Source organism: Peristeroidobacter soli, assembly GCF_004138485.1.
In the GTDB taxonomy this organism is placed as follows: domain Bacteria; phylum Pseudomonadota; class Gammaproteobacteria; order Steroidobacterales; family Steroidobacteraceae; genus Steroidobacter; species Steroidobacter soli.
Window position 1 is genome coordinate 152,739 of the sequence record NZ_RYEV01000011.1, and the last position, 23,433, is coordinate 176,171.

The 23,433-nt window shown below is 60.2% G+C and carries 19 protein-coding genes; 11 read left to right on the forward strand and 8 right to left on the reverse strand.

The window, feature by feature from the left end:
* The first annotated feature begins 10 nt into the window (after positions 1–10).
* Both EKO19_RS36700 and EKO19_RS36705 read left to right on the forward strand, forming a co-directional pair.
* Positions 11–952: an electron transfer flavoprotein subunit alpha/FixB family protein gene (locus EKO19_RS36700; protein WP_129782501.1), complete on the forward strand. Its 942-nt coding sequence runs from the start codon at positions 11–13 to the stop codon at positions 950–952.
* Positions 953–1,083: 131 nt separating this feature from the next.
* Positions 1,084–2,154 carry an ABC transporter substrate-binding protein gene (locus tag EKO19_RS36705; protein WP_157995620.1) on the forward strand — a complete coding sequence of 357 codons (1,071 nt, stop codon included), beginning with the start codon at positions 1,084–1,086 and terminating at the stop codon, positions 2,152–2,154.
* Between the two features lie 146 nt (positions 2,155–2,300).
* Here EKO19_RS36705 and EKO19_RS36710 read toward each other — a convergent pair whose 3' ends face one another.
* From EKO19_RS36710 to EKO19_RS36735, 6 genes are read right to left on the reverse strand one after another with little or no spacing between them, the layout of a single operon-like run.
* Complete coding sequence (locus EKO19_RS36710) at positions 2,301–3,092, reverse strand: crotonase/enoyl-CoA hydratase family protein (RefSeq protein ID WP_129782407.1); 792 nt, start codon at positions 3,090–3,092, stop codon at positions 2,301–2,303.
* 36 nt (positions 3,093–3,128) lie between these two features.
* Positions 3,129–4,019 carry an isocitrate lyase/PEP mutase family protein gene (locus EKO19_RS36715; protein WP_217705833.1) on the reverse strand — a complete coding sequence of 297 codons (891 nt, stop codon included), beginning with the start codon at positions 4,017–4,019 and terminating at the stop codon, positions 3,129–3,131.
* Positions 4,016–4,528, reverse strand: coding sequence for a LeuD/DmdB family oxidoreductase small subunit (locus EKO19_RS36720; protein WP_129782408.1), 513 nt, complete (start codon positions 4,526–4,528; stop codon positions 4,016–4,018). Before EKO19_RS36720 ends, EKO19_RS36715 begins: the two co-directional genes overlap by 4 nt.
* A complete protein-coding gene (locus EKO19_RS36725) occupies positions 4,525–5,775 on the reverse strand; it encodes a 3-isopropylmalate dehydratase large subunit (RefSeq protein ID WP_129782409.1) in 1,251 nt (416 codons plus the stop codon). Before EKO19_RS36725 ends, EKO19_RS36720 begins: the two co-directional genes overlap by 4 nt.
* Complete coding sequence (locus EKO19_RS36730; protein ID WP_129782410.1) at positions 5,775–6,950, reverse strand: CaiB/BaiF CoA transferase family protein; 1,176 nt, start codon at positions 6,948–6,950, stop codon at positions 5,775–5,777. The genes EKO19_RS36725 and EKO19_RS36730 overlap by 1 nt, the downstream gene beginning before the upstream one ends.
* A 35-nt stretch (positions 6,951–6,985) precedes the next feature.
* Positions 6,986–8,158, reverse strand: coding sequence for an acyl-CoA dehydrogenase family protein (locus EKO19_RS36735; RefSeq protein ID WP_129782411.1), 1,173 nt, complete (start codon positions 8,156–8,158; stop codon positions 6,986–6,988).
* 603 nt (positions 8,159–8,761) lie between these two features.
* On the opposite strand from EKO19_RS36735, the gene EKO19_RS36740 reads away from it, so the two are divergent.
* The 3 genes from EKO19_RS36740 to EKO19_RS36750 are packed head-to-tail and all read left to right on the forward strand — an operon-like array spanning position 8,762 to position 11,523.
* Positions 8,762–9,841, forward strand: a complete 1,080-nt coding sequence (locus tag EKO19_RS36740; RefSeq protein WP_157995621.1) for an alpha/beta fold hydrolase — start codon at positions 8,762–8,764, stop codon at positions 9,839–9,841.
* 33 nt (positions 9,842–9,874) lie between these two features.
* Complete coding sequence (locus EKO19_RS36745; protein ID WP_129782413.1) at positions 9,875–10,501, forward strand: cysteine hydrolase family protein; 627 nt, start codon at positions 9,875–9,877, stop codon at positions 10,499–10,501.
* A 26-nt stretch (positions 10,502–10,527) separates the two neighbouring features.
* Entirely contained in the window at positions 10,528–11,523 is a 996-nt protein-coding gene (locus tag EKO19_RS36750; protein WP_129782414.1) for an alpha/beta fold hydrolase, read from the forward strand.
* Positions 11,524–11,592: 69 nt separating this feature from the next.
* Here the strand turns inward: EKO19_RS36750 and EKO19_RS36755 are convergent, their stop codons facing one another.
* Positions 11,593–13,191 (reverse strand): sensor histidine kinase, encoded by a 1,599-nt coding sequence (locus EKO19_RS36755; RefSeq protein ID WP_129782415.1) that lies wholly within the window; start codon positions 13,189–13,191, stop codon positions 11,593–11,595.
* A 745-nt stretch (positions 13,192–13,936) separates the two neighbouring features.
* On the opposite strand from EKO19_RS36755, the gene EKO19_RS36760 reads away from it, so the two are divergent.
* From EKO19_RS36760 to EKO19_RS36780, 5 genes are all read left to right on the forward strand, one after another.
* Positions 13,937–15,055 carry a hypothetical protein gene (locus EKO19_RS36760; protein WP_217705834.1) on the forward strand — a complete coding sequence of 373 codons (1,119 nt, stop codon included), beginning with the start codon at positions 13,937–13,939 and terminating at the stop codon, positions 15,053–15,055.
* A 298-nt stretch (positions 15,056–15,353) separates the two neighbouring features.
* Positions 15,354–17,078, forward strand: coding sequence for a DUF1588 domain-containing protein (locus EKO19_RS36765; protein ID WP_129782416.1), 1,725 nt, complete (start codon positions 15,354–15,356; stop codon positions 17,076–17,078).
* Positions 17,075–18,412: a DUF1552 domain-containing protein gene (locus tag EKO19_RS36770; protein WP_129782417.1), complete on the forward strand. Its 1,338-nt coding sequence runs from the start codon at positions 17,075–17,077 to the stop codon at positions 18,410–18,412. The genes EKO19_RS36765 and EKO19_RS36770 overlap by 4 nt, the downstream gene beginning before the upstream one ends.
* Positions 18,413–18,436: 24 nt before the next feature.
* The gene (locus tag EKO19_RS36775; protein ID WP_129782418.1) at positions 18,437–19,828 is read left to right on the forward strand and encodes a COG4315 family predicted lipoprotein; all 1,392 of its coding nucleotides are present in this window, start codon (positions 18,437–18,439) and stop codon (positions 19,826–19,828) included.
* A 29-nt stretch (positions 19,829–19,857) separates the two neighbouring features.
* Positions 19,858–20,997 carry a hypothetical protein gene (locus tag EKO19_RS36780; protein WP_129782419.1) on the forward strand — a complete coding sequence of 380 codons (1,140 nt, stop codon included), beginning with the start codon at positions 19,858–19,860 and terminating at the stop codon, positions 20,995–20,997.
* A 69-nt stretch (positions 20,998–21,066) separates the two neighbouring features.
* On the opposite strand, the gene EKO19_RS36785 is transcribed toward EKO19_RS36780, so the two are convergent.
* Entirely contained in the window at positions 21,067–22,746 is a 1,680-nt protein-coding gene (locus EKO19_RS36785) for an MFS transporter (protein ID WP_217705835.1), read from the reverse strand.
* 176 nt (positions 22,747–22,922) lie between these two features.
* On the opposite strand from EKO19_RS36785, the gene EKO19_RS36790 reads away from it, so the two are divergent.
* Positions 22,923–23,426 carry a MarR family winged helix-turn-helix transcriptional regulator gene (locus EKO19_RS36790; protein WP_129782421.1) on the forward strand — a complete coding sequence of 168 codons (504 nt, stop codon included), beginning with the start codon at positions 22,923–22,925 and terminating at the stop codon, positions 23,424–23,426.
* Positions 23,427–23,433 lie beyond the last annotated feature (7 nt).

Below are 23,433 nucleotides of genomic sequence, written 5' to 3' on the forward strand. Positions count from 1 at the left end.
AATGAGTATGGTGGCCAAGATTCTCATCGTCGCCGAACATGCCGGCGGCAAGCTCAATCCCTCCACCGCCAAGTGCGTGGCCTGCGCAAGCTCGATCGATGGCGCGCAGATCGACATCGCGGTGTTCGCGACCGACGGCGCTGCTGTCGCCGCCGAAGCTGCAAAGATCCAGGGCGTGAAGACCGTGTTGACGGTCAACAACGCCGCGAATGCCGAGCCGCTCGCCGCCGTGCTCGCCCCGCAAGTGGTCGCCGTCGCCGCGAACTACACGCACGTGTTCGGTCCGTCGACCACGTTCGGCAAGGACTTGATGCCGCGAGTGGCCGCGCTGCTCGGCGTCGGTCAGTTGAGCGACATCGCCGCGGTCGAAGGCGCCTACAAGTTCCGTCGTCCGGTGTACGCCGGCAACGCAATCATCACCGTCGAAGCACCTCAGGATAAGAAACTCGTCGCAACCGTTCGTACCGCCTCGTTCCAGGCGGCAGCGCAAGGCGGCAGCGCGGGCGTTGAAGTGGCGAATGTTTCTGCGTCGCTGCCGTCTCACACTCGCTTCGTGTCTCGCTCGGCGGCCGCTACCGGCCGTCCGGATCTGCAGACGGCGGCCCGAGTCGTGTCGGGTGGTCGCGCGCTCGGCAGCGCGGATAACTTCAAGATCATCTTCAGCCTTGCCGACAAGATCGGCGCCGCAGTGGGGGCTTCGCGTGCCGCGGTGGACGCAGGCTATGCGGCTAACGAACTGCAGGTCGGTCAGACCGGCAAGATCATCGCGCCGGAACTCTACGTCGCCGTCGGTATCTCAGGCGCGATTCAGCACCTGACCGGCATCAAGGACGCGCGCACCATCGTCGCGATCAACAAGGACACCGAAGCGCCGATCTTCGAAGTGGCTGACATTGGCCTGGTGGGCGATCTGTTCACTGTCTTACCGGAGCTGGAGAGGGTAGCAGGGTAGTGGCTCGCGGGAAGGCAACCTTCCTCTGAGGAGTGCTCGGATGCCAGCGAAGTATCGAGGACCGAGATGAACGCTAGTCGATTCAGCATGAACGATATGTACCAATGTTGAGGTGCGATATGGCGGGTGGAATGAAAATCATAGTCACGGCACTGTGTGCGCTATCGATTACAGGGCCGGTGGCAGGGGCGGAGAGGAGGGTGCGCGTCGGAACGCCGACTCCCACCGGGCCGGGCACGGCGAGATTGACGGCAGGTATTGAACTGGGCTACTTCAAGGAGGAGGGGCTCGATCTCGAACTACTCGAGTTTCCTACCACCGTTCCCATCATGAAAGCTGTTGCCGCGAAAGAGGTAGATATTGGCGGCGGCGGAGTGTTTCCCCTCGTTGTGTCCAGCCAGTACGGGAAGGAGCGTCTGCCTATCAAGTTCTTTTACAACCACATACGCAAGTTCGGTTTCGAGATTGTCGTACCTCCGGAGAGTCCGCTACACAGCATTGCGGATCTGAAGGGAAAGCGACTCGGAATACTTTCTTTGACCGCTCCCTATGCTCCGGTCACTCGGGTCGTGCTGAAGGAGAACGGACTTTCAGCCAGCGATGTCGAGCTCGTAGCGGTGGGAGAGAACCGAGCCAGCTTCGATCTCTTGACGAGTGGCAAGATCGACGCGTACGAAACATTCATTGGCAACAGTTCCAAGTATGAGGGCGAAGGCAAGAAGCTCAAACGTCTGCCTTACAGCGACAGAATCAAGAACCTGCTGACATATAGTTACTATGCCCACAACGATACCTTTGCAAATCAACCCGAGGTTCTCATCGGCTTCGGGCGTGGAATCGCGAAGAGTCTGATAACCTGCAATATTGCCCCGGAGTGGTGCGTCAAGACGTTGTGGAAATACTATCCGCACCTGAAGCCCGCACCCCATGAGATGGAAGACGGACTGAAGCGGCAGGTGTATACCCTGATGTCGACGATGCCCGGGTCCTTCGCCTTCCCTCCAGGTCCGCGGCATTTCGGTCAGTACCCAGAGAACTCATTCGAGAACCTGATCGACGTGCTCTATGAGGGGGGCGAGCTGACGACGCGCAATGTCAACAAGACGGCGCTGTACACCAATGAGTTCGTCGATGAGATCAACAAGTTCGACGTGAGTGCGATCGAAACGAGGGCGCTGGAGCTCAGCAGGTCCGCTCGGTAGCCTGTCGATAGGTGCGGTCACTCAGGCGCGGCGCTGAGCAATTCAAGCTCGGCGCTGCGATGAGGTGGCTCGCGTGCGTTTTACCGGAGCATCAGAGCGTAGCGGGCAGCTGAGGATAGCGACTCCGCGGGAATGTGCTGGCTCAGTCAGCGAAAGTTGGGTGCACGCTTTTCTAAGAACGCGTCCACGGCTTCGCTGTGATCCGGTGTCTTATGCGCTATGGCCTGGAATGCTGCGGAGAGCTCGAGCACTGTGTCCAGGCGTGAGTGAAGCGCTTCTCGCATCAGCCGCTTTGTCAGTCTCACGCCATGGCTGGCGTGCTGGGCGATGCGCCCGGCCAATTCCTTCGCAGCGCTCATCAACTGATCGTGCGGCACGATGCGAGAGACCAGCTGGAATGCCAGGGCCTGCTGAGCGTCGATCATATCGCCGGTGAATGCGAGCTCGGCCGCTCGCGACATTCCGATGACACGAGGAAGTAGCCAGGCACCGCCGTCGCCAGGAATGATTCCGAGCTTGATAAAACTCTCGGCAAACTTGGCGTGCTCCGAGGCGATTCGGATGTCGCACATACAGGCAAGATCCAGGCCCGCGCCAATCGCGTGGCCGTTGACCGCAGCGATGACTGGGACCTCGAGATTGAACAAGCCGAGTGTCAGCTGTTGAATCCCGCGTCGGTAGTCGTGACGGATGTCCATTTCCGTGACTTCCGGCGAAGCCTGTCGCTTCATTTCCCGTATGTCGCCCCCTGCCGAGAACGAGGGGCCGTTCCCAGTCAGGATCACGCATCGCACTCTGCGATCGTCGTGGATGCGATCGATCGCCACGAGAAACTCCGCCACAGCCGTGTTGCCTGTGAGCGGGTTGCGCTTCTCCGGCTGATTCATGGTCAGTGTGACCACCGGACCGTCTCGTTCGTAAATCAGAAAGTCCGACATCGCAGGAGGCTCTCGGAAGGCGGCAGCGCCAGGCGGTTAGAAGCGAGCCTGGCGTTCGGCAGAGACGCCGAACTGCTTCTCCAAGGCCTGCACTTCTTCCAGGCCGAGCAGAGTGAAGAATTCGCGAAAGGTGGCGATTTCGCCGACGAGGTTCTTCGCCGACCCATCCGCCTTGAGCGTGTCGAGCGTACGGCTGGCGGCTTTGACGGCGGCCAGCAGCGTGAAGATCGGGTAAATCGCAATCTTGAAGCCGAGCTGGGCGATTTCGTCCTTGTGCAAGAAGGGTGTCTTGCCGCTGGACGCCATGTTGAAGATTGCAGGGCAGGAGAATGCTTTTGGAATGCGCGCGATCTGCTCCATCTCAGTAGGCGCTTCGACAAATATGGCATCAGCGCCCGCATCCGCGTAGGTCTTCGCGCGCTTGAGTGCAGCTTCAAATCCTTCGACTGCGAGCGCATCCGTTCGGGCGATGATCATGAAATCTGGATCGGTGCGCGCGGCCATGGCTGCGCGAATCTTGGCCACCATTTCTTCCACAGGGACGATCGCCTTGCCAGAGAAGTGCCCGCAGCGCTTGGGTAGCATCTGATCCTCGATATGGATGGCAGCGACGCCTGCTTGCTCGAAGCGACGGACGGTTCGCATGACATTCATCACGCCACCGAATCCGTCGTCGGCATCCGAGATCAGCGGCAGGCCGGAGGCCGCAGCAATATTCTGTGCGTTCTCCGCCATTTCGGTCAGCGTAATGACGCCCGTATCCGGTTGCCCGAGTCGGATGGCGCAGGTGCCCGCACCCGACATATAAATAGCGTCGAAACCTTTCTGGGCGACGAGTCGGGCGGTGACTGCGTCGGAGGCGCCCGGCGCCATCAAGAGGTTACCCGAAGCAAGCAGCTGCCGGAGTCGTGTCGTTGCCTTAGTCACTGTTTTGCCTTTGCTTTGCCAGGTTCGATCAAGCCGAGCTTTTCCAGCAGGGAAAATACGCCGCCTTCCATCATCAGGGAGCGCAGCTCCACCGGAATCGGCGTGATCGGCAGGCTCGTGCCGGTCTGTTCGTTGGTTACCAACCAGTTATCGATGTCCACTTGCGCAACCTGGCCTTCTGCGAACAGCTCGTGGATGCCAGGGCACTCCATGGCAACGAAGCCGAAGTTCACAGCATTGCGAAAGAACAGGCCATTCAACGATTCGGCGAGCATGCACGAGAGTCCAACATTCTTGAGCGAGCGCGCCGCGGGCCGGCTCGAGCCCATGCCGAAGTTGCGGCCACCGATGAGCACATCGCCTCGCTGAACTTCGTTGACCCAACCGGGCCGATTGGCCTGAAAGACCGCGCGAGCTTGAGCTTCCGGGCTCGCGTAAGTCACCTCGCTGGGCACCATAAGATCCGTGTTGATGTTGTCTCCAAACGTCCAGACTTTGCCGCGAATCATTGCAGCGCTCCGGGATGGATGATTTTGCCTGCAATGGCCGAGGCAGCGACTGTCGCAGGGGAGGCCATGAAGATGCGCGCGGTGTTGTCTCCCATGCGGCCTTTGAAATTGCGCGTGCTGGCCGTGATGCAGGTTTCGTTCGGCCCCAGCACTCCCATGTGGCCGCCGTAGCAGGCTCCACAGGTGGCGGGGGTAACAACGGCGCCGGCGGCAATCAATGTTTGCAGATAGCCCGCCTTGGCTGCCGCCTGCAACACAGCTTGGGAGCTCGGCGTGATCAGGAAGCGAACGCCCGGCGCCACGTGCTTACCGGCGACCACGCGTGCGGCTTCGGAGAGATCGTCCAGAGTGCCGTTGGCACAGGAGCCGATGAACGCCTGATCGATCTTCTCACCCTCGACTTCTGAGATCGGGCGGGAGTTGTTGATGACGGTGTCGGGCAGCGCGACCAGCGGCTCGAGTTGATCGAGATCGATGGTATGGCGGGCCCGGTACTTGGCATCCGGGCTCGCCACGACCGGTACGAAGGAGCGGTCCGTGCGCTCTCTCATATAATTAATGAGCAGCTCATCGGGTTCGAAGGTCACAAACTCCGCGCTCAGCTCTGCTCCCATCGCCGCCATCGTGCGTCGAGCATTCATGCTCAGTGTCGACATGCCAGGGCCGCCATATTCGATGTTCTGACCGGCATGCTCTCCAAAGCGATTGGCGATATGGAGAAACACATCTTTCGCGGATACGCCCGGGCGCAGCTTGCCGACGAGGTCGTAGCGCACCGTCTCGCCGACTTGGAACCAAGTCTTGCCGGTCGTCAACGCATAGATCATGTCGGGATACCCGATGCCTCGCGCAGCCGTATTGAAAGCACCGCTGGCGCAGGTATGGGAGTCAGAACAGACGAGCACGGTCCCTGGCAGCGCATAGCCTTTGTCCGCTACGACTGCATGGCTGATGCCTTGATCCGGGCCGACGTCGTGAAAGCGCTTGATGCCGAACTTCTTGACGAACTCGCGGCCGTAGTGGTGCGCCTCGGCTGCGGCCTGGTCCGGCGCTGGAACGACGTGGTCGTAGATGACGGCAACGTTTTCCGGGGCGTGAACCTTGAGGACCTCTTTGCGCAGAGTCTTGAAGAAGCTCGTGTCCAGCATCACGACGGTGTCGACGTTCACCACGACAAAGTCGCCGGGGCTAACCGCCGCTCTACCACTCGCCCGCGCGAGAATGGCTTCGGCAATCGTCATACCCATCAGCTCACCTCTTCGCGCTGCGCCTGAATGGTAGGCGTCGTCGGTAACGATGCCACAATTTCGTGCTGGTGTTCATTGACTCGCGGTGGCCGCCGTCGGTACGTCGGTTTCGATCGGCTCATTTTGATGGGGGAGGCCACGCCTCGGTAGCCATCGAGCCCGACAATCATCTCTCGATGAACCGTGTGCGGATGCTCGATAGCTTCCTTGATGTTCTGCACGGGGCCACAGGGGACGCCGGCTTTGTTCAGCCGCTCGCAAATCTCGTGCACGTCCAAGCATGCCAATTTTGTTTCGATCAGCGCTTTCATGGCATCGCGATTTTGGGTGCGCCTCTCGTTGGAGGCAAAGCGCGAATCGGCAGCAAGCTCCGCGGCGCCGATCGCCTGGCACAGGCTTTCGAACTGACCGTTGTTGCCGACCGCGAGAAAAATAGAGCCGTTCTTGGTTATAAAGCGATCATAAGGCGTGATGTTGGGATGCGCGCTCCCGGCCGGTTTGGCGATCTGGCCCGATCGCAAGAAATTAGCGATGAACGGATGCAGCAGGCTCAAGCCATTATCGAACAACGAGGACTCGATGACCTGGCCCTTGCCCGAGATATCTCGATCTCGCAAGGCCAGCATGATGCCCAGGGCGGCATTGATGCCGGTGACCAGGTCGATGATTGGAATGCCGAGGCGTAGTGGCGCCCCGTCGCGTTCGCCGTTCACGCTCATCAGCCCAGTCAGCCCCTGCGCTACGGCATCATACCCCGGCAAGCCGCCCAAGGGGCCGTCCTCGCCAAATCCGGTGATCCAGCAATGCACCAAGCGAGGAAACTGCTTTTGTAACAGGGTCGGATGCAATCCCCAGCGGCGCAATGAGCTGAGCTTGAAGTTTTGTACGAGTACGTCCGACTGCTCGAGCAACTCGAACACGACGCGTTGACCGGCGGGCGAATTGAGATTGAGTGCGATGCTGCGTTTGTTGCGGTTCGCGCCTTCAAAGTAGGCGGCGGACCCCTCATTGAAGGGGGGGCCCCAGGTCCGTGTTTCGTCCCCGTCAGGCGGCTCGACTTTGATGACGTCGGCGCCGTGATCGCCGAGGATCTGCGTGCAATAGGGCCCACCGAGTACGCGACTGAGGTCGAGGACCTTGATGCCGTGTAATGCGCCTGTGTTCTGTTCGTTCACGCGCGGATTCCTTAACTAGCTATCAATGCTCGTGGTCAGTAGGACTTGGGCAGATCGAGCGCCTTCTCGGAGATGAAGTTCATGATCATCTGCGGGCTGACCGGCGCAATGCGAGCGATGAAGCATTCTCTGAGGTAGCGTTCGACGTGATATTCCTTCGAATAGCCCATTCCGCCATGTGTCATTACCGCGTTCTGACATGCTTCGAATGACGCCTCGGCAGCCAGGAATTTGGCGCTGTTCGCTTCGACACCGCACGGTCGGTCCGCGTCGTACAGCGAGGCTGCTCGTTCCATCATGAGTTCGGCCGCAGCGAGATTCATCCAGCAACGCGCAAGAGGATGTTGAATCCCCTGGTTCTGTCCGATCGGGCGCCCGAACACCACGCGTTCGGCTGCGTATCGTGATGCTTTGCGTAGAGCGGCGTAGCCAAGTCCAATCGCTTCGGCTGCAATCAAGATGCGTTCTGGATTGAAGCCGTGCAGGATCTGTCGAAAGCCGTTGCCCTCTTGGCCGATCAGATCCTCGGCAGGCACCTTCCAGTTTTCGAAGAACAGCATGTTCGAATCGACGGCGTGACGGCCGAGCTTGTCGATCTCACGTATTTCGACTGCCGCGCGGTCCAGGTCGGTATAGAACAGACTCAATCCTTCCGTCGGCTGCTTCACCTGATCCAGCGGCGTCGTTCGAACCAGGATCAGCGCTTTGTTCGCTACTTGAGCGGTCGAGATCCAAATCTTGGATCCGGTCAATCGATAGTGGTCGCCGTCGCGAACGGCGCGGCTCTGCAATTTCGTCGTATCGAGTCCGGAATTGGGTTCGGTGACCGCGAAGCAGGCCTTCTCGCGGCCGGCAATCAAAGGACGAAGCATGCGCTGCTTCTGTGCGTCGGTGCCGAAACGCACCACCGGCTGCAGACCGAAAATGTTCATGTGAATGGCGGATGCGCCGCTCATGCCCGCGCCGGACTGCGCAATCGTGCGCATCATGATCGCCGCTTCACGGATGCCAAGCCCGGCCCCGCCATAGGCCTCAGGCATCGCAATGCCGAGCCATCCGGCATCGGCAACGGCGCGGTAGAATTCTTCTGGAAATTCCCCCGAGGCATCGTGCGCTCGCCAGTAGTCGTCGCCGAACTTGCTGCACAGTTGCTCGATCGGCTGGACGATGTCGGATCGGTTCGACTCAGGGCTGATGGAATCTAACATCGGTGAGTACAGTTACCATTTCAGTGCGTGCGCATTCTAGCACGACGTTCTCCATACCGACATAGCGAAATCGGAGCGTCGCGTTGTCTTCGCAAGCCGGAATGGTGACCAGATAGCGCGTAGGCCTTCCACCGGCGCGCGATCAAATCATCAATCGATACTGGTTCTGTGAGCGCAGTAATAAGTAGTCGAGTTGCTGCGCCATCGTGCCATTTTACAACGTGACAATTGCGGCGAAATGGGCTGGAAAGCGCAGGGTCTGGATAGCGATGGCCAATTGTTTTCTATGCGCTCTCGAACAGTCCCGCGCGAATGACAAGATGAGCGCCGGGGCGATACTTATTAATAGGTCATCGGCGCGAGGCGAGCATCCTGCTCGTCTGACTTTGCATCACACGTGCTGCCGATACCCGCAAGCGCTACGCCAAATGCTGGTCGCATTGAGCCATCGGACGACAAGTCCCATGATCGTTTCCCGGTACGGGTATGGGAATGATATTCGGATCTTGACAACCGACTGGTGGAGCGAAGATGCTACTGGGGCACGACAGGCCGAGGTCGCGGCGCTCGTCTGCAAGGGCGGGAGCGGGGGATCTCTGTGGATTGTCGTGGCGCCTGTGCCGCTGGATGGCCCCACTCTTTATCGAGCGCGCCTATCCGGGAGCGCACCTGATCGGATTGATGGCGCTCCGGTCACTAGAACGCAGGATAGGCCAGTCATCACCGATCGAATTCGCCAGCTATTGCGCGTCCCGTCATCACCACTCGGCGACTGTTGTCCACCTGTCTCCCGGGCGATCGAGGGGCGGCATGGCTGCATCGAATCGCCGATTCACCTGGCCTTTTACAAATTCACCCATTGATCACCAAGGTGCGGTTATGACGTTTCCCAGCTTTGTTCATGGTCACACGCTTCGCGCCAACAACATACGTCAACACTACCTTCGCTTCGGAGGAAAGGGCTCGCCGCTCATTCTGGTCCCTGGGATCATGACGCCGGGGCCGATCTGGGATTTCGTTGCCGCCCGTCTTGGCTCGGTTTACGACACGTACTTGATCGATGTTCGTGGGCGGGGCCTGTCGGAGTCGGCGGACGATCTGGACTATAGCCTCGACGCCTACGCGGACGATGTCGCCGGTTTGGCCGGAGCGCTGGGCTTCGAGAAGTACACGATCGTCGGCCACTCGATGGGGGCACGAATCGCGTTGCGCGCGGCTGCGAGGCATGGAGCCTCGATTGATCAGATCGTCATGATCGATCCGCCCGTGAGCGGACCGGGACGGCGGCGCTATCCGGTGCCGATCGAGCGAGTGCTCGAGAGGTTGGCCAAAGCCAAGAGGGGCGAGTTGTGGGAGTTCACCAAGGACGATCCCTACTGGAGCGAACATTCCAAGAGAGTGCGCGCCGAGTGGACGCACACCTGCAACGAGGTTGCGGTGGTGACGACCCATCGTAACTTCCATGACGAAGACATCTTTCAAAACTTTGCCACGGTCAAAGTGAGGACTTCGCTCATGGTGGCGACCCGTGGCGGGACGATCGAGGCGCAGGATATTGAAGATATCAAGGCCCTGATGCCGTCGATCGTGGTCGATCACGTCGAGGGGGGGCACATGATTCCGTTCGAGAACGAGCCTGGCTTCTTCACGAGTCTGGGGCGGTTGCTCGGTACCAAGCTCTAATCCTGTCAGTGTCCCAAAGTTGGTAAGAATGCGATGAACCTTCAAGATTTCGGCGATGCCAGCGACTTCGCGCTCCTGATCTGCGATCTGCAGAATGATTTCTTGCACCCCGACGGCGTGTACGCAAAGTCGGGGATCGCCGCTGCCCACGTGAGCGCAGTGACACCGCGAGTGCGTCGCGTTGCTGAAGCGGTGCGTCGAGCGGGCGGTGTCGTGGTGGGCACCATGTTCACTTTGGTTCCGGGTCGGGATGGCGAACCGCTGATCGCGGAGCATCTGAAGAAAATGCGGCCTTTCCTCGGCAAAGGTCATTTTGCGCCCGGCAGTTGGGGGCAGGCGATGCTCGAGGAGCTGGGGCGGTTCGACGGCACGGTGGAGAAGATCGCGTACTCGGCGTTCTACCAAACGCGACTGGAGTGGCTGTTGCGCCGGCTCGGTGTGAAGCGATTGGCGATAGCCGGCATCGTGACGCAAGGTGGCGTAGCGTCCACGCTCAGAGATGCAGCCGTACGTGACTACCCAATCATCCTCCTCGAGGACGGCTGTGCAAGCTTCGAGATTCCGACTCATCAAGCCGCGGTGACATCGCTTAGCGGGACGGCCACGGTGATGTCCTGCGATGATCTGGTCGACAAGCTTCGGGGCACACCGGCCAAGTGATTCAGGCACCCCGGTCGCGGTGAACGATGCAACTCAATCGTCGAGCGCTGTTGAAGTGCGCCGGAGCCACTGCCGTGTTCGGCATGGCTGAAGGCTCGCCGCTCGATGCGTCGCCGGTACCGCCGATTTCGGTGGTTCGCACCGGCGTGCTCGACATCGCCTATCATGAGTATGGTGATCGGGACGCGTTTCCGGTCATCCTGCTGCATGGGTTTCCGGACGATGCGCATGCCTATCAAGAGGTGGCGCCGGCGCTGGCCAGGCAAGGATTGCGGGCGTTTGCCGTGTATCTGCGAGGCTTTGCGCCGACGAAGTTTGTGAACGCTGATGCGCCACGCACGGCGCAACAAGCTGCGATTGCCCAGGACGTTCTCGACTTCGCGGATGCATTGGGATTGCGTCGCTTCGTGGTGTGCGGTTACGACTGGGGCTGTCGGGCTGCCGGCATCGTCTCCGCACTCCATCCCGATCGCGTGCGCGCTGCCGTGCTGATGGGCGGATACACCATCCAGAATACGGTTACCCCCGGGCCGGTGTGGGATCCGGCCACGTTGAAGATGGCGTGGTTCCAGTGGTATTTCAACACGGATGCCGGTGTGAGAGGACTTCGCGAGAAGCGCCGGGACATCTGCCGCTTCCTATGGAAGGACTGGTCGCCGGCCTGGCAGTTCTCGGAAGAGACATTCAATGCCGCGGCAAAAGCTTTCGATAGCCCGGATTTCGTCGATTGTGTCATCCACTCCTATCGGCATCGAAGCATGAATGCGTCGGGTGAGGCTCGCTTCGAGACCACGGAGCTGCAACTGTCGAGGCGGCCGAAGATCGGCGTCCCCGCGGTCATTCTGCATGGTGCAGATTCAGGATTCGGTCGAGCTGCCGGCGAAACAACGCCCCAACAACGCGCCGATTTCCCCAAACTCGTTGCCCGGCGCCTGATAACTGGGGCGGGGCACTTCGTGCCGCGCGAGAGGCCGGCCGAAGTCGTGGCCGCTGTGCTGGAGGCGTACGCCAGCTCGACCTAGTTGGCGGTCAGCTCTGACTGCTCATCGGGAAGATGAGGTGGGCTATGACTACTACGCACACTTGGTCGTCTACCGGGCACCTCCGAGCGTGAAGTAAAAGGTTGCGCCCGCACCGGGCGCGCTTTCGACCCATATCCGACCATCATGCCGCGTGATGATTCGCTGTACGGTGGCAAGGCCGATGCCGGTACCGGAAAATCCCACAGCGCTGTCCAATCGATTAAACGGCGTGAACAGCCGCGCTGCGCGTTGCATGTCGAAGCCGACGCCGTTGTCGCGGACAAAGAACGTTGGGTTGCCGTGACCATATCGTACGCCGAACTCGATCCGGGGCTGATCGCGCGCGGACGTAAACTTCCAGGCATTCCCAAGAAGATTCTCCAGCGCGATACCCAACAGTACGCGGTCGCCTGTTGCAGTCATCTCTTCAGCGATCACGATATCGACATTCCGGTGCGGCTCTGAGCGCGCCAGCTCGGTCGTGATGCCACGGGCGAGTGCGCTCAGGTTCACGCGCGTCGAAGAGAGCTGTCCCTTCGAGGCACGCGAAAATTTGAGCAGTGTGTCGATGATCTCGCCCATGCGGTGCGCACCCTCACGTACGCGGTTCAGATATCGCTGACCGTCGGCGTCGAGCTGTGCGCCGTAGTGTTCAACGAGCATGTTGCCGAACCCGTTGATTGTGCGTAGGGGAGCACGCAAATCGTGCGAAACGGTGTACGCGAAGCTCTCGAGCTCGCGATTGGCCAGCGACAGCTCTTCGGTACGTGCGGCAACTCGTTGTTCGAGCTCGGCATTGAGGCGCTGCAGTTCCTCCTGTGTCGACTTGATGGCAGTGATATCTGCCAGCAGGGTCACGACCTGACTAACGCGCCCATCGGCGTGGCGAGCGAAGGGCGCGCTGCGCCAGAGATACCAGGCCCAAGTGCCATCGGCGCGGCGAAATCGACATTCCAACTCGCCGATTGCATCGTCTGGGAGATCACGAAGCGATTTCCGATACGCGATACCGCGCTCACGATCCTCGGGGTGCCTCAGCGCATCGGCCGAAGCAATGGAGGACTCCTCGCTATCGTCGTCATATCCCAGTAGCTCACGAAGCCTTGGATTGCCGTAGATCCAGCGTCCCTGGTCGAGATCGAAAAGACAAATGTGGTACGGCGCGACCTCCACAATCTTGTGAATGAATTGGGCGCTTTCCGCCTGGACCTGCTCGGCGCGCTTGCGTGCGGAGATATCGCGAATGAAGCCAAAGCCACGGGTAGGCCGCCCAGATTCGTCCAGCTCCAGCACCCCGATGCAACTGACCCATACGGTTGCTCCGTCCGGCCGGACGATCCGAAACTCGATATCGATGCGCCGGATCCGCTCGCCCGGATTTACCGGGCCCGCGCTGGCCGCCTCAACCAGGCTTCGATCGTCAGGGTGAACGACTTGCGCCAGGAACGCTTCGGTGTCGAGGGGGCCAGCGTCCTTCTCTCGGCCAAAGAGGTCATAGACTTCTGATGACCACTGCTGAAGGCTGTTGGCCACATCCCATTCCCACATGCCGCCTCGCAGGGCCTCAAGTACCAGCCGCAGTCGTTCCTCGGTCGTGGATTGACGCGCATTCGCCGCCCCTCGCGGATCGGGCGCGCAATCGTCGGTTTTCGTCGTCCTGCTGCGCACGAAGATCTCGCATGTCGCGGCAGAGGCAAGTCGCGTGTTGATTCCGGTTCATCCGTGCTCCGCACTCGCGCCTCGAAGCCGCGACACAGAAGCCGCCAAGCGACTGCCGATCGGCCGTGATGAGCGGCACGCCGCGGTGAACAACAGCGAGCAGATCCCTGGTCTCGTGGCTTTCGTGGTTGAGCGCCGATGCTTCCCGCGTCAGTGATCACGACACGCTTTCCGCAACCAACGAACTGCGCGCACCAGAAATCCCGAGTGCCTCTCCCGCAATGAGGCCAGGGCTCGATCAGGCCTCGTATGCTCTTCAGGAACTGTCACGAGCGAGCCGTAGCGGATCAGCAATCACGGTGGAAGAGTGCGACCTGCGTATTCCGTTCGATTCGACCCTACGCCCCCAGGGATCGCGCCGCAACCCGTGTCAAGGTTTCTTGGTGCGTCGCGGCCTTGCAGAGGGCGGCGTCTCATGCTGGGTTGGACTCACAGGCGGTCGATCTTGGTCAACCTTCGAGTACCTCCATCCAAGACCCTGTCGCGAGTTCGCTCATGCCGTGTCGTGGTCTTGATTGCGTCGCTGTCTTGCGTCTACGATTTCAATATGTGAACTAAGTGCCCATTATTGAACCGTTCACATATGAGAACAGAGGTTCTCAACGGTAGCCGTCGCGGCTGTGTGCAGATTCGCTGCATCGAGGGTCGGCACGGCTAGCAAAAAATCGTCATCACGAAGGATGAGGTGCAGCGGATGAAAACGATTCTGTGGAGCGTGAGGCTCGGCTTGGCACTCGCCGTTGGCACCGTGCAAGCAACTGCCGCCGCGGCAAGCTCTGAGGAGACGCATGACCATCCTGTGCAGCTTGGGCTCGAGCAAGGCCGCATCGCATACGTCATCACAGCAAGAAACTGGGCGGTGTATCATCGGACGCCGGATGCCAAAGGCGAATGTCCCCGAGGGTTCAACGACGGCCCGCGCGAGCAGTTCTCGCAGCTGTTTCCAAATGATGGCACGAAACGGACGCTCCTCGAAACGCAACTCATGCGCGAGGGACGGCAATGGTTTCCTTCTCCTGAACCTGAGCCGTTCAAGTTCAAAGAGCTTGCAGGAAAAGTTTCGTACGGCCTGAATCTGGATGGCCAGGTGAAGGACAACGACTTCGTCAGCCCACAAGGAGAGGCGGGCATCGACAACCAACTGTATCGCGCGATCGGATGCATCGCTGCATACCGCGAACACGACGGCACGAGCAAGAGCAGCCGCAACGAGACTCTGCGACGTTATAACTACAACCGCTTCATCATCGAGATCTCCGACGTCGATAGCTTGATCGATGATGATCGAGTGACCGTGAAGAGTTATCGCGGTTTGGATCCATTGATGACCGACGCTTCCGGCGAAGCTTTCTTGCCGGGCGGTACGCAGGAAATCGATGAGCGTTGGGGCGGCTTTGCCCGCGCAACTTGGACCGGTCGCATCGTCCAGGGGGTCCTGCATACCGAGCCCGCCGATCTGACGCTGCCGGCCGCTGGCAGCTTCGGTACCACGGACAACTACTCGCTCAAAGCGTATCGCTTCCGGCTCGCGCTGACGCCGGAACATGCCGAGGGCGTCATGGCCGGCTACGTGGACGTCGAAGAGTTCATTCATCATGTAAACATGACGGCGACGTCGCTACAGAGCTACGGCCAGCTTTCCTCACCTTCCCTGTATCGCGCGCTGCGACGGTTCGCCGATGGCTATCCGGATCCAACGTCAGGCGAGATGACTGCGATTTCATCTGCATTGGAGGTCGAGTTCGTACGCGTGTATCTCGTCGAGCCGTCGACGCCGGCGAAACAGAGTTCGCGCGTGTCTCGCGCACACTGAACGCCTTAGTCTCTTGCGTGGTGCGAGACTGATCCCTTCATCAATTGCCGGCAGTAGTGCGCGACCGTAGTGCGTTCTTGTTTCCAACCGCCCTGAGCGAGTGCAGGGCAGCTGCAACTATGAGCAAGCGTGTCTTCGGCACCACAAATTCCCTACGTCGCGCCGCTCGCGGCCGCACTGGCCGTTGCAATATGCGCACGTCGATCTGAATGGTGCCGCGAAGCTCTTGACGCTTTGGTTACACCAAGATCAGAATGGCGTTCGCAAATAGGCACGCTAGCGCACGAGGCGATTGTAGATGCAAGTTGGCAAGCGCGTGGGTCCGAAACGCAAGATCTGGTTATTGTCGGGCGCGGTCGTCGGCATCGCTGCGGTGCTGGGGCTGGTAGTTCACTTCCTGCCTTCTTCCGGCTACTCGGGCGAGATCCGGGGCACCGAGCCAAAGATGCGGTTGATGTCGAAAGAGCAGTACATCAACACGCTCACCCATATTTTCGGTAGCAACCTGCGCATCGATGCCCGCTTTGCGCCGATGAGCCGCAAGGACGGCCTGCTCGCCAACGGGGCGGCGGTCGCCAACCTGGACGCCGGAAAGCTCGACCAGTTTCGGCGTACCGCCACCCTGGTGGCGTCGGCTGTAACGGGGCCGGAGTACCGAGACTTCCTGATCCCGTGTCAGCCAAAGGATGAGAAGGCGGCGGACGCGGCCTGCGCCAGTCAGTTCCTATCTTCCGTTGGCCGGTTGCTTTACCGGAGGCCGCTGACCGATGAGCAGACCAACGTTCTGGTGCAGGTGGCTGGCGTTGGCGCGGAGCGGCTCGGCGGCTTCTATTCGGGTCTGGCCATTGCACTGGAAGGAATGCTCATCAGCCCGGACTTTCTCTTCATCTCGGATAGCTACGAACCGGACCCGGACAACAAGGGCAGGTTCCGCTACGACGCATATTCGATGGCGCAGCGATTCAGTTTCCTGCTGTGGAATGCCGGACCGGACGACGCTTTGCTGAAGGCTGCCGAGAGCGGCGAGATCCAGACGCGCAAGGGGCGGGAGCGAGTCGTCGACATGATGCTCGCGAGTCCGCGGTTCGAGGTCGGCACGCGCGCGTTCTTCGACGACCTGTTGGACTTCGAGGTCTTCGACACATTGTTCAAAGACCCGCAGATCTATCCGTCCATCACTGGCGCAACTATCGTCGATGCACGGGAGCAGACGCTGCGAACCATCGTCAATCATCTCGTGACGCAGAAGAAAAGCTACCTGGATCTCTACACGACGCGTGAGACTTTCATCTCTCCCGCGCTTGCCGTGGTGTACGGAGCGCCTGCAGTGCAGGGCTGGACTGCGTATGAGTTTCCCGAAGACTCCGGTCGCGCGGGAATTCTCACGCATCTGAGCTTCCTCACCAGCCATGCGCATCCCGGACGCAGCTCGCCGACTCGACGTGGCAAGGCAGTGCGCGAGCTGCTGCTCTGTCAAACCGTTCCGAATGCCCCGCCGAACGTGGATTTCTCGGCGTTGAACAATCCCAACCCGGCACATCGTACCCAGCGCGATAGAGTCAAAGCGCACTTGGAAAATCCGGTGTGCGCAGGCTGTCACAAGATTATGGATCCGATCGGGCTGACGATGGAGCTGTTCGACGGCGCTGGCGTCTATCGCACGAGTGAGAGAGGAAACCCCATCGACGCTTCCGGCGATCTCGACGGGACCGCATTCAAGGATACCGTCGGGCTTGCGCAGGCTTTGCACGACAACCCGGCATTACCGAGCTGCTTCGTGCGTCGCATGTACAGCTACGCAACGGGCGGGCCCACAACTCATGACGATGGTCCCTATCTGGATTACTTGAACAAAACATTCGGCGAGGAAGGATATCGGCTGCCGGAGCTGCTGCGAACGATTGTACTCAGCCCGGCATTCTCGCAGGCCATTCCGACCGAGCCAGCGGGGGATGAGATTTCGGAGCCCGGTAAGGCCGGCAACTTGACGGCAAATGCGCTTCAACACGAGGGGTCGCGATGAGTAATTGGAGCAGGCGCCGCGTCCTGCGCGGCATTGTGAATGGCGGCGTTGTTTCGGTCGGTCTGCCGTTGCTGAATTGCTTCCTCAACGATAACGGTACAGCGCATGCTGATGGCAGACCGCTGCCGGTGCGCTTCGGCACATGGTTCTGGGGTTGCGGCATGAGTGCCAAGGTGTTCGTGCCGACGAAGTTTGGTACGAACTACGATCTGCCCGAGGAGATCAAGGCGTTCAAACCCATTCAGCAGCATATGAACATGCTGACCAACTACACGGCGTTTCTGGATGGAAACGAGAACCTTTGCCACTTTTCCGGTTGGGTCGCGACGCGCGCGGGGCATGCGCCAAAGTCGCGCGAGGACCGCCCGGGCGAGACCATCGATATCACTATCGCGAATCAGATCGGTCGTACCTCGCGTTTCAAGACGCTGACTGCCACCGCGACCGGAGAGCCGCGGACCACGGTGAGCTATGAAGGTGTCAATTCACCAACCATGCCGGAGTACACGGCTCTGCACCTGTACCAGCGGATCTTCGGCTCTGAATTCCAAGACCCCAACGCGCCGACGTTTACGCCAAGCCCGGCGGTGATGGTGCGTAAGAGCGTGCTGTCGGGAGTCATGGACGATGTCAAGAAATTGAATCGCCGCGTGGGCGCCGAAGATCGGGCGCGACTCGATCAATACTTTACGAGCTTGCGTCATCTCGAGCAGCAGTTCGATCAGCAATTACAGCGTCCAGATCCCATTGCGGCGTGCAAGGCTCCGCCTGTGATCAAAGACGATGTGCCGGCAGGGCGTGACTTCGAGCTCGTGGCGCGCAGACACAAGATCATGTCGGAGCTGATGGCCATGGCCGTGGCTTGCGACCAAACGCGGGTTTTCAACCTCGCCTATTCCGCGCCATTCGCCGACACGGTGCGAGCCGGATATGAAAAGCCGCATCACTCGGCGACTCACGAGGAAGGAATCGACGAAGAACGAGGCTATCAGCCTGAGGTGTCGTGGTTCACGCGACGCGCGATGGATGGCTGGGTGGAGCTGGTGCAAGCCTTCGCGAATGTGAAGGAAGGCGATGGGACGTTGTTGGATAACTGTTTCATCATGGGCAATTCCGATCACGGACTCGCACGTATCCACTCTCTGGATGGCATGGCGATGTTTACTGCCGGCAGGGCCGGCGGACAGCTCAAGACGGGGTTGCACATCGATGGCGCCGGCAGCCCGACGACGCGTCTGAGCTACACAGCGCTACGCCTCATGGGCGTCAATGCCAACTCCTTTGGCTCAAAGAGCAACGCGACTTCGAAAGAGATCTCGGAGATCGTCGCCTAGTCCTTGGCTTTATTAGAGACTGCAATGCGTCGACTTGCTCATATCAATACTCTGATGACCTGTGCCGCGCTCGTTTGCGGAGTCATGGCGCATGCGGGACCGAACAGTGACTACCGCCCGCCGGTCAAGGAATTCGAGGAATATAAACCCGAGCCGCTGCCGCCGGGCTTCAGCGTTCAGCTGACGGACGTGGACGGTCCCGTGTTCGCCGACCCGCGGGGGTTGACTCTATACACGTGGCCACTCGAAACATTGCGCAATGGCGAAGCCGGGGAGCACCCGGATCAGCCCACCTGCGACAACACGCGCTACACGGAAAATACCGGCTACATGACGCCTTATCCCAAGGGCCTCGTGCTGCCTGATTTGCCCATTCGTGCGACCTGTGCAGATGTATGGCGGCCGGTGACTGCGGATGCTGGGGCGAAGCCAGTTGGCAAGTTCTCGGTCGTCACGCGCAAGGATGGCACCAAGCAGTGGGCGTATGAGCGATATGCGTTGTATACGTCCAGTCTGGATACCAAGGCGGGGCAGGTGAACGGTGGTACTCGGCGGGAGCGTCGTTACGACGCGCCAGTGCTTCGCCGGCCGATCGGACCTGCTTCCAATGTTCCGCCGGCGTTCGATGTCAAACCGCACGCGACCGGGCGCCTCATCGTGACCGGCGACAGTCACTCTGTGTACACCTGGGATGGCGATGAACCGAACAAGTCGAATTGTCGCGCCCAGTGCAGTGATGAATGGACTGCGGTGATTGCCGGAGAACTGGTCGTGGCGAAGGGAGATTGGGGGATCATCGAGCGCTCGCCTGGCGTGAAGCAATGGACGTTCCGAGGCAAGCCGCTCTACACGCGAGTGCTGGATCGCCGTCTTCGAAGTCTCGAGGGCAGCGATGTTCAGGGATGGCACAACGTGTACACGCAAAAGAATCCGGAACCGCCCGCCGGCTTTACGGTGCAGAGCGCCCGAATCGGTCAAGTGCTCGCCGATAGTGCCGGTCGAACCTTGTATGTTTACAACTGCGGCGAAGATACGGTCGATCAGCTCGCCTGCGATCATCCAACCACGACCCAGGCTTATCGTCTCGCAGTGTGTGGCAACTTCGATGCCGAGCGTTGCAACAAGACCTGGCCCTACGTGCCCGCGCCGGAAAACGCCGTGAGCGGCAATCTGATCTGGGGCACTGCGTGGATCGATCCCAAATCCGGCAAGCTTGCCGAAGCCAAAGCGGCGGGGGCGGTGCACGTGTGGACGTTCCGTGATCGGCCGGTCTACACGTTTGCTCAGGATACGAAACCCGGCGATGCGTACGGCGATGCATGGGGCGAGTTCTGGGGCAACCGCAACGGCTTCAAAGCTTTCTGGCTGCGCGATGATTTCACGAGTGCGGGTCGGGCCGGCGGCAACGCCGACTGATCGGGGCCTCGCAAGGTTTGGAGTTTAGAATGCAACAGGTAAAGACGTCCGTGCTGCGCGCCGCGCTTGCTTTCGCTTTGGGGGCTGGCGTATTCCAAAGTGCCGCCGCGGCCGAAAGTTCGCGGGTCGATCCGCTCAAGCCGCTGATGCTCACGAGCGACGGTCGGCTTGCTTACATCATTACGACGCGGCACTGGGCGGTTTATCCGGGCAAGGATCTCAAGACGGAGTGTCCCAAAGGCACTAACGACGGACCCCGGGAGCAGTTTGAGAAGCAGTTTCCGACTAACGGTGCCAAGCGGACGCTGGTGGATACACAGCTCATGCGCGAAGGTCGTCAATGGTTTCCTTCGACCGAGCGCGAGCCGTTCGAGTTCAAGGAGGTCGCTGGCAAGGTCTCCTATGGCATGGACCTCGATGGCCAGGTGAAGCCCACCGATTTCGTCGGCCCCGACGGCGAGAAGGGCATCGACAACCAGCTGTTCCGTGCGATCGGCTGTATTTCTTCCTATCGTCCACCAGGCGGGCACTGGCGCACCAGTGAGACCCAGACGCTGCGTCGCTACAACTACAACCGGTTCGTGATCGAGATCACAGGCGTCGACAGCTTGGAAAACGACGCGCAGGTGACTGTCAAAAGCTATCGCTCGCTGGATCCTCTGATGACCGATGCCAGCGGTGAGTCGTTCACTCCGGGCGCGCCACAAGAGATCGATGAGCGCTGGGGCGCTTTTGCTCAATCGACCTGGACTGGTAAGATCGTCAATGGCGTTCTCATCACCGATCCTGCGGATTTGGTGATGCCTACGGCGATGAGTTTCGGTACGACCGCAAACCACGAGCTCAGGGGCGTGCGTTTCAAACTGACCCTGACGCCGGAGAGCGCCAAGGGCTTCATGGCCGGGTATGCGGGTGTCGATGACTTCATCAGGCACTTGAATGTGTCATCCGCCACTGCCATTCAGAGCTATGGACAGCTGTCCTCGCCGTCGCTGTATCGAGCAATGCATCGCCTGGCGGACGGCTATCCCGATCCGAAGACCGGCGAGATGACGGCGATCTCGTCGGCATTGGAAGTGGAGTTCACGCGCGTCTTCCTGACACGCGGCAGTGCGACCACCGGCGAGAATCCGCAGTTGTCGCAAGTCAAGTCAGGCACGAAAAAGTAGCGAACGTTCGTAGCGCGTGTTTGCCCCGAGCGCCTGCTCGGGGCGGTTCGCTTCCACCCGTTTCCAGCTCTATCCTCCGGGCTCCGTTACCGGTTCGGTGAGCGAGGCTGCCGTCGTTTGAGCGGCAGGCGAGAAGGTCGCTGGGCGCTCGAGCATGCGTTGTATGATCGGCGATCCGGGGCCGCGATGGAGCGCCTTGAGGCGTTCGAACAGGCTTGCGTCATCCTTGGTGACGCGGCTGGTGTGCCGGATGTACTCGAGCCATGTCGCTGTCTCATAGCGCTCGATCCAGATCTCACGATTGGCGAGATCGCGCAATAGCGTGACGTTGCGTGCGCCGTCGCGCCGTCGGATGCGTTGTCGCTCGGCCATCAAGCTGAGAAACTCGCCGACATCCGCCTCCTGGATACGATATTGAACGGACACCACCACCGGACCGGTGCGAAAGTCGACCGGCACATCGGTCTCGGGTTGGTGCGATGGCCAGAGCGGATCGAGGTTGAGAGACCTCACTTCCGATACCGGTAGCCAATGGCCGACGACGGCATTCGAGAGTATGACGCAGGCAGCGGTTAACAATGCGAGCTGGAGGCCGCCATGTCCGGCGAGCGCGCCGAGCGCCCAACTGCCCATAGCCATGCCGCCATAGGTCGCCATCTGATAAATCGACAATGCGCGAGCGACGACCCAGCGCGGCGTAGCCATTTGGACCGCGACGTTGTAAGTCGATAGCGCGAGCACCCATGACGCCCCCGTCAAGACCAAGGCAAACATCGTGAGCCACAGATGACTGCTGAGGCCTATCACCGCCGCGGCGGATGCGCAGCTGATGCTTGCTGTTCGCACCACTCCTTCTGTTGAGAGTCTCAGCCGGAGCGGCGCGCTGCATAGTCCGCCAGCCATCGCGCCCAGGCCGAATGCACCCGACAGCAATCCATAGGTAAAGGGACCGCCCCCGAGAAGATGTTTGGCCACGACGGGCATCAACGCCATCGTGGCGCTTGCGCCAAAACCAAACAATGCCCCGCGAGCCAAGACGGTGCAGATCGCCGGTGACATGCTGACGTAGCGGATTCCTGCAGCGACGGCCATGCCGAGAGGTTCGCGTGGCAGCGTTTTTGATTCGGTAGTGCGACGCCAGCGGGCCAGCACACCGACGAGACCGATCTTGCCGAGCGCATTTACCGCGAAGGCGGCTGCTGGACCGGCGCTTGCCACAATGATTCCGCCGATCGCGGGGCCGACACTGCGAGCCATGTTGTATCCCATGCTGTTGAGCGCAACTGCACTCGGTAGCTGGGAGCGCGGAACGATATCGCCGACCGACGCGCCCCACGCTGGGTAGTAGAAGGCGCCGCCACAGCCGATCAGGAACGTCAGCGACAGCAGCAGCCAGGGTGTGAGTACTCCCGCCCAAGTGCATACGGACAGGATGCAGGACATCACCACCATGAACGCTTGAGACGCCAGCAGCATCTTGCGGCGCTCGATGTTGTCGGCCATCGCGCCGGCAAACAGGGACAGCAGCATGATGGGCAGTGCCACCGCAGTTTGTACCAGCGCCACCATATCGGCAGTGCCGACAATCGACAGCATCATCCAAGATGCGCCGACTGACTGGATCAGGCCGCCGAGGTCCGAAACCAGGGACGCGGCCCACAGAGAGCGATACGTCCGCATTCTTAGGGGCGCGAACGCCGATTCAGTACCGGATGCTTCGCCCGGAGTTGCCTTGGATTCGTTGGTCACAGAGAAGTCTCGAGCCGTGCGCTGCATGACTATGTCGATTCGGCGCGAGTGCGAGTGAAGCAAATCTGTCGAGTAGCGGAACTCGTCGTAGGATTGCGCTCGTGGCACGGCCTGTCAATAAAAAGAATAATATACGGATATGAGAACGGCAGGGGCTGCGCCAGGTGTGCTTCGTCATGAGTAAACGCGACACGTTCGGGTTTGTGACTACCGATCTGGCGAGACGGTACGTTGCGCGGTTCGAGCAGCGCGCCGCTGAGTTTTCCCTCACGCTCGGGGATTGCAAGGTGCTTGCACACCTGGATCGCAGTGAAGGCATCAATCAAATCGAGCTCTGCAAACTGACCGCGATCCATCCCATGATGATGGTGCGCATCCTGGATCGCATGGAGGCGAGCCGGCTGATCGAGCGGCAGAAAGATCCGCAGGATCGTCGCGCGAAGCGCCTGTTCTTGACCAAGAAAGCGCAACCCTTACTGGCGCAGATCGCGAAGCTCAGTGAGCAGGTACGCGCCGAAGTCTTTGCGGGCGTTGATCCAGCGGACGCGGAGGTGTTCATGCGCACCCTGCTGAAGTTGTATCGAAACCTTCTTGCCTTTGAGGATGAGCAGACGGCTGCGGCGTCGAGTGCTTCGCAACCGGCGAGAGCTGAAGGCCGGGTGCAGCGGACCTCGAGGTAAGCAACGA